Here is a 6,000-nt window from a genome sequence, read left to right as displayed (position 1 = left end):
TTCGCAAGTTGCAAAAACTTCAACTAAAGTTTTTGATACTTGTATTATCTCAGATTCAGGTGGGTTTGAACAGGTACATGTGGTTTACCACTTACTTTATTACACTGCTTCTTTTCCATTTTCTCATATATAAATCTCTCGTTCATAATGTATAAGTTTGCGTCACTATGTAAAATGCAATTAAATCGTAAGATGGGACAAACACTTAGTGTCTTGAAATAAATATACACCACTTTCTTGTGTAATATCTTGTTTAGTCTATCATGATTCTATTGCCGTGGCAATTGATTTTTTGCGTCTACCTGTCAATAAGGCCTGTGGAAATATGCTGGATTTTCCACAGGCCTTAAAATTTTTTGTGATAAAAAAGTGTAATTAAACGTGCTATAAATAAACGAACCGCTTATCGCTGGTGAAAACGAGATATGTGCTAAGTATCTACTTATGCTTCTTTGATCTGTTAATCCGACCTCATTATGCTGAATGCCAGGGCCATTGAAATTGCGGCAGATGGTATCACAAAATACATGACCGCCCGCATGGGTATCAATCCATCCGTTACTGTGGCTATTATGGCAAGCACGGTCGCAATAAGGCTTAACACAAAGATTGATTGCACTTTTGTTTTATTATTCTTACTCATTATTAATACCTCTCCCCATTCCCCAAATCAAAAGCCTAATATTGTAATTATTTCTCTCTTTTTACCTCTTTCGAAGACGCACAACCGATTATTTTTATACCTATGGCTGACAGTACATCACAAAACGCTAAGACATCACAAATCCATAAATTATAACGGTTAGCTACAACCACTAGCACAACCATCATTCCCGTTTGTAGTAGTATAAGTATAGTAACCAATATCTTTTTGTCCATAATCATTCACCTATCTTACAATATGATTAATTTAATTTAATCTTATCATAATACTTAATAGTACTGCTCCATGCAATAAAATGTTTTACTAGCATAATCACCTGTTGCATTCTTTCCAGGATAGTACTTTGCGGCTCTCTTTTCGGCAAACAGCCCTACTCCTATTTGATGCTTTCCCTTATAGTAGTACTTTTTATAAGTATACTTGACATAATTGGTTTTTCCCATGTTATGTCTATCAGCTATTGTTTTAATTAGTGCAGCAGTGCTTACTAAAATACCCACACCTGTAACAGCAAAACCTATAAGTGTTGCAAGTGCAAAATTCCCAACGTCTTCTAAATCCTTTTGCAAATTTAATTGCACCGTTCCATCTGGTGATACCCTCTTATAATCAGAAGATGTCCCTTTAGGAGGATCATTAGATTGCCATCTGTCAACAACACTGCCACATATTCCATCTACATTAATATTCTCTGTGCTAAAACTATAAATAACTTTTTCTCCATCTAAGTAATAATTCCCATCGCTACCGATAGTTAACGTATTTACTAAATCACCTTCCTTAATCACATATGCTATATCCCCTTTTTCCTTTTCTTTAATAATAATTTCAGCTTGTGTACAATCGTCATCCGTAGATTTCACAACATATGTCATGTTATCGTTCGTAATCTTTATTGACAATAAATTATCTTTGTCTAAGCCAATTAAAGACAAATCATCAAGCCCTTCTTGTATTTCTTTAACTTCTGAACCTTTCACAGGATGCCCAACATAATTACTTAATTCAAGATTATTATACTCGAGATTCCGAATGTCTTTAAAGTAAGAGCAATCACCAGCATAAACCCTACTAATAGGACTTAAACCAATTATGCAAAGCAGTGATGCTATTATAACAAGTGCCATCCATTTATTTACAATTACATGTTTCTTCATTTTACCCTTCTTTCTACTCGTATCGTTGCTCAAAACATTCCATTACGCGACCCGCATCTAACATCCCTCCAGTCTTTACTTTCTTCTTTAGCTCACTTATTTTTCTGCAGCTATCGCAAATTAATCGCTTACACTGACCCGCACTCATTCTCTCACTTTTGATATAAATGTTTAACGCTACACCAGACACCATTGCAGTTGCAAATGATGTCCCAGAAGCATAATCACATCTGTTCTTTGGTATAGTTGTGTAAATATACATCCCTGGTGCCGCTATATCAACTGACTTGTCACCATAATTAGATGTTGCTTCAAATTTGCCGTCATAATTCATACTTGCTACCGTAATAACATTCTCAAAATTACAACTTGCTGGATAAGATTTAGAATAGTCAATGTTCTTTCCCTTGGGCTGATGATTCCCAGCAGAAACAACAAATAACATTCTTGAGTGTTTTATTACTTTTTCCAATTTTTTGTTATGAATGTTCGTGTTAATACTCAAATTGCATATCTCTGCACCATTTTTTTCTGCATATTCTATGGCAGAAATTAAATCATTAATTGTACCGCTATTAATTTTCCCTCCAACATCCCCTAACACTTTTAATGATATGATACCCATCATATTGCTGTTAACAATTCCTTGCACCTTTTTTCCATTTTTTTGGCTGCAATTATTCCAGCAATGGCTGTTCCATGGCTGTTTTCATACGGCGAATATCGATAAGATGAAATACGATTATTTTCATTCACGAAGTTCCATCCATGTATGTCATCGATATATCCATTCATATCATTATCAATACCATCGTTACTTATTTCTTTCCGATTAGTCCAAATTTTACCGCTCAATTCACTATGGGAATAATCAATGCCTGTATCTACTATAGCAACCTTTGTATAGTGGACATCTTTAATTTTGCTAGAAACGTGCCAAAACTTTTTAATGTTAATATCCACTCCTTTTATCATAGTTCGACTTCCTCTAAAATATTTTGCCTGGCTAACTGAAGTTAAATCTCCTCGATTTTCTAAATACCATTGTTTTTTGTATTCCGAATCGGTTTTGTTGCAGCAGTAAAGAATCACTACAATTATAATTATTATAAACACGAATACAGTATTTTTTATGCGCTTGTCTCTAATAGCCTTATTATCCACTTCTCAGTACCTTGACCAAATTTTATACTACTATGTACTAGTCAGTCTAATACATTTACAATTTCCCCTCAATCTGATATTTGAATATTTCACAGTAGGAGCCCCAGAGCGGATCTATGATCCGCTCCAGTAACTCTCTTAAGAGAACCACCGGTTCTCCTCATGGCCCCACCTTGACATCATAGTTTTGAATTTCGTGAGTAATATTACTGCTAACTTCTTTTGTTCTTTCGTTGACAAATGCTTTCTTTATCCTGATGACTTCAAATAGCAGTGATGAAAATCCAATGAAGAAACATAGTATCATACTAAAGGCGATAATTGGGTACAGGTTTTTGTCAACAACAAACCAGCTTATCGTAACCGCCAGATCTACAACGCACCAAAATATCAATAAACCGATGACTTTATTTAGCTTTTTCATAATATTCATATTACATCTCCAATCCTATAACTGGTAGTTGTTTTAACCGATTTACCTGACTGATCTATTGTTTTATACCACACTACCTTGTGCATCACGCAGTAGCTACCATTGTGCCATCCGGAAGTATAGGAATTATGGTAATATAATGTGTCTGTATACGATATTTTTTTAACCTTCGCTGCTGCATAGATATTGTATAACGCACTGCCAATACTAGCAACAGCAGCCACAACTGGACAACCTACCCCCAGCGCTGTAAAGAAGGCTGTATATCCTAGCGATGCTATGGAAGCGTCAAAAAATATATTTGATTTTTTTATTTCCCCTTTTGTCTTGTAATTTGCGACTGTGCCCCATCTAGGCGCGGTAGCATTACGGTATCTTACCTGCGCTGATTTAAGGATGATATCGTTGTTGCCACTCTCAACTTTAGTATTACTTTCTTCACGCGAATAAAATGTATCTACAACCTGAAGCCTATCTCCATTTATAGTACATGTATTATCTGAAGAGTTAACTACAATTATCGTTGTATTGCCATCTTCCTCTATTGTGAGCTCAGTTGTATTATCATCCAAGTACCTTTCTATTACTTTGGACTTGTACAAATCGTTATCGAAATAGTAGATATTTCCTTTTTCTATTGGGATAACAGATTCAGCGGTACTATAATAGTCTCTTACGCCGCTTGGAAGATGTGTTAATACACTGCTTGTTGCTATTGTTTCTCTACTATAATCATTCATATCAGCATAGACCAAGTTTGACATCATTGTTGTCCCAACTATCACAATACTAATAATTGTCGCAACCGTCCTCCGCGAAATTATTCTCATCGTTCTTATTGAAAAACGGGTTTCACCTTTATACTTCATATTATCATTCTCCTTTAATTATATTATGTACAAAATAAATTAATTGTTTTCAAGATTGATGATTATAATTTTTTCTCTCTTTTTACCTCTTGCGAAGACACACAACCGATTTTTTTATACCTATAGCTGACAGTACGTCACAAAGCGCTAAGGCATCACAAATCCCCCTCAATCTGATATTCAATAAATTGATCTTTCTAAACATTATCACATATCCTTATGTATGTCAATAACATATATTGATTTATTTTTTATTATATGATATATTATCTATATTGCAAAAGGATGGTACCATGAATAGCAAAAAAGATGACAAACAGCAAGATAAAGTGTTCAACAATTTCGAAGCGCAATTCAAGAAATCTACGCTTCCTATGGTGACTCTTGCCATGCTCTCGGAAAAAGAAATGTATGCCTATGAGATCATGCAATATACCCTTGAAAGGAGCGATGGGAAATACAAGATGCCTTTACTCTACACAACGCTTGGTAAGTTGCAAGAGCAAGGTTATGTTGTAGAGAGCCGCAAGGAGGTAACTCCGGATAACCGTGTTCGTATTTACTACAATATAACAGATGCCGGACACGAACACCTGACTATGATGTCGAAACACTTTTCCATGATGGCAAACACAGTCGATGAGCTGATCAATGACAGCAGAAAGGATGATACAGATGGAGCAAAATAACATTAAAAAAAAGTATATCAAAGCAGTAAAGGATCATCTTTGCAGCATCGCACCGTCTAAAGACTTCATGGAAATGCTGAGTAATAACATTGATGAGTTCATGAGCGCGAATCCAAACTGTACTTACGATGACATAATCGATCAATTCGGCGAACCCGAAGATGTAGCTGAAGATTATCTAAGTGAATCAAAGGAATCTCTGCCCGGCAAACTCATAAAGAAAAATCGACACAAAAAATGGATCATAGTTGTACTTGTTATTGCACTCATCGCCGGGGGATTTTATCTCTGGGACATGCATATGAATGACCAAGCAAAGGCCACCATTGTCGTTACTGTCGAATAGCACTTATTGATTTGGAGGAACATTATGAAAAGAATCGCAACAGTATTATCATTATCTATTTTGGTTGTAGCCATGCTTGCTTTCCCTGCTTACGCAGAAGACCCAGCAAATGTATCTTCAACTTCTGATACGCAACTAGAATTATTCAGTGATGGTTCGTATGCTATAATCGATACAACTATTGAATACGCAACAATATATGATCAGGAATCAGTTGTCGCTACAAACGCAATCGCAGTCGCGTCTACATCGTCTACCAAAACAGCATCCGCCACATACACATATTACTCGAATTCCGGTGACAAAAAATGGTCGCTTACCGTTACTGGTCGTTTTTCCTACAACGGTTCTACATCGAAAGCCACTTCAGCTTCGGTGTCTCATAAAATATTCGGAAGCGGATGGTCATGTTCGGATACTAGTCATTCGATATCTGGTGCTACAGCAAAAGCCACTGGAACTTTCAAATACGGGTTTTTAACAAAGAATGCTGCCATAGGCTTAAAGTGCTCAGCAAAAGGCACAATAACAACGGTTAATTATTAATACTGAATTATCCCCAAAAGCTCTTCATCGTTAAGAAGAGCTTTTTTATAACTACTTTTCAGACAAACTAAAGGCGGGAATCGCTGAATATGATGATCCATGCCTGTTGAAAAAAGTCTCATTGTTAACGAA

10 protein-coding genes are annotated in these 6,000 nt (G+C 35.9%); 3 read left to right on the top strand and 7 right to left on the bottom strand.

The annotated features are described in order from the left end of the window. Positions 1-460 precede the first annotated feature (460 nt). From EV211_RS08010 to EV211_RS07980, 7 genes are all read right to left on the bottom strand, one after another. Positions 461-643: a hypothetical protein gene (locus EV211_RS08010; RefSeq protein ID WP_133528912.1), complete on the bottom strand. Its 183-nt coding sequence runs from the start codon at positions 641-643 to the stop codon at positions 461-463. 47 nt (positions 644-690) lie between these two features. Next, positions 691-879, bottom strand: a complete 189-nt coding sequence (locus tag EV211_RS08005) for a hypothetical protein (RefSeq protein WP_133528911.1) — start codon at positions 877-879, stop codon at positions 691-693. 54 nt (positions 880-933) lie between these two features. Beyond that, positions 934-1,821, bottom strand: a complete 888-nt coding sequence (locus EV211_RS08000) for a hypothetical protein (protein WP_133528910.1) — start codon at positions 1,819-1,821, stop codon at positions 934-936. 13 nt (positions 1,822-1,834) lie between these two features. Next, a complete protein-coding gene (locus EV211_RS11075) occupies positions 1,835-2,449 on the bottom strand; it encodes a S8 family serine peptidase (protein WP_133528909.1) in 615 nt (204 codons plus the stop codon). Beyond that, positions 2,446-2,796 (bottom strand): S8 family serine peptidase, encoded by a 351-nt coding sequence (locus tag EV211_RS11070; RefSeq protein WP_133528908.1) that lies wholly within the window; start codon positions 2,794-2,796, stop codon positions 2,446-2,448. The genes EV211_RS11075 and EV211_RS11070 overlap by 4 nt, the downstream gene beginning before the upstream one ends. Before the next feature lie 349 nt (positions 2,797-3,145). After that, on the bottom strand, positions 3,146-3,418 hold the full coding sequence (locus EV211_RS07985; RefSeq protein ID WP_133528907.1) for a hypothetical protein: 273 nt from the start codon (positions 3,416-3,418) through the stop codon (positions 3,146-3,148). After that, positions 3,415-4,287, bottom strand: a complete 873-nt coding sequence (locus tag EV211_RS07980) for a hypothetical protein (protein ID WP_133528906.1) — start codon at positions 4,285-4,287, stop codon at positions 3,415-3,417. Before EV211_RS07980 ends, EV211_RS07985 begins: the two co-directional genes overlap by 4 nt. Positions 4,288-4,580: 293 nt before the next feature. On the opposite strand from EV211_RS07980, the gene EV211_RS07975 reads away from it, so the two are divergent. The 3 genes from EV211_RS07975 to EV211_RS07965 are packed head-to-tail and all read left to right on the top strand — an operon-like array spanning position 4,581 to position 5,868. Continuing rightward, positions 4,581-4,976, top strand: coding sequence for a PadR family transcriptional regulator (locus EV211_RS07975; RefSeq protein WP_133528905.1), 396 nt, complete (start codon positions 4,581-4,583; stop codon positions 4,974-4,976). Continuing rightward, on the top strand, positions 4,963-5,322 hold the full coding sequence (locus tag EV211_RS07970) for a DUF6120 family protein (protein WP_133528904.1): 360 nt from the start codon (positions 4,963-4,965) through the stop codon (positions 5,320-5,322). Before EV211_RS07975 ends, EV211_RS07970 begins: the two co-directional genes overlap by 14 nt. A gap of 24 nt (positions 5,323-5,346) precedes the next feature. Beyond that, a complete protein-coding gene (locus tag EV211_RS07965; protein WP_133528903.1) occupies positions 5,347-5,868 on the top strand; it encodes a hypothetical protein in 522 nt (173 codons plus the stop codon). The last annotated feature ends 132 nt before the right edge of the window (positions 5,869-6,000 follow it).

The sequence above is a fragment of the Aminicella lysinilytica genome (assembly GCF_004362975.1).
In the GTDB taxonomy this organism is placed as follows: domain Bacteria; phylum Bacillota; class Clostridia; order Peptostreptococcales; family Anaerovoracaceae; genus Aminicella; species Aminicella lysinilytica.
Note: the sequence above shows the minus strand (reverse complement) of the source record. Positions and strands in the feature narration are given on the sequence as shown.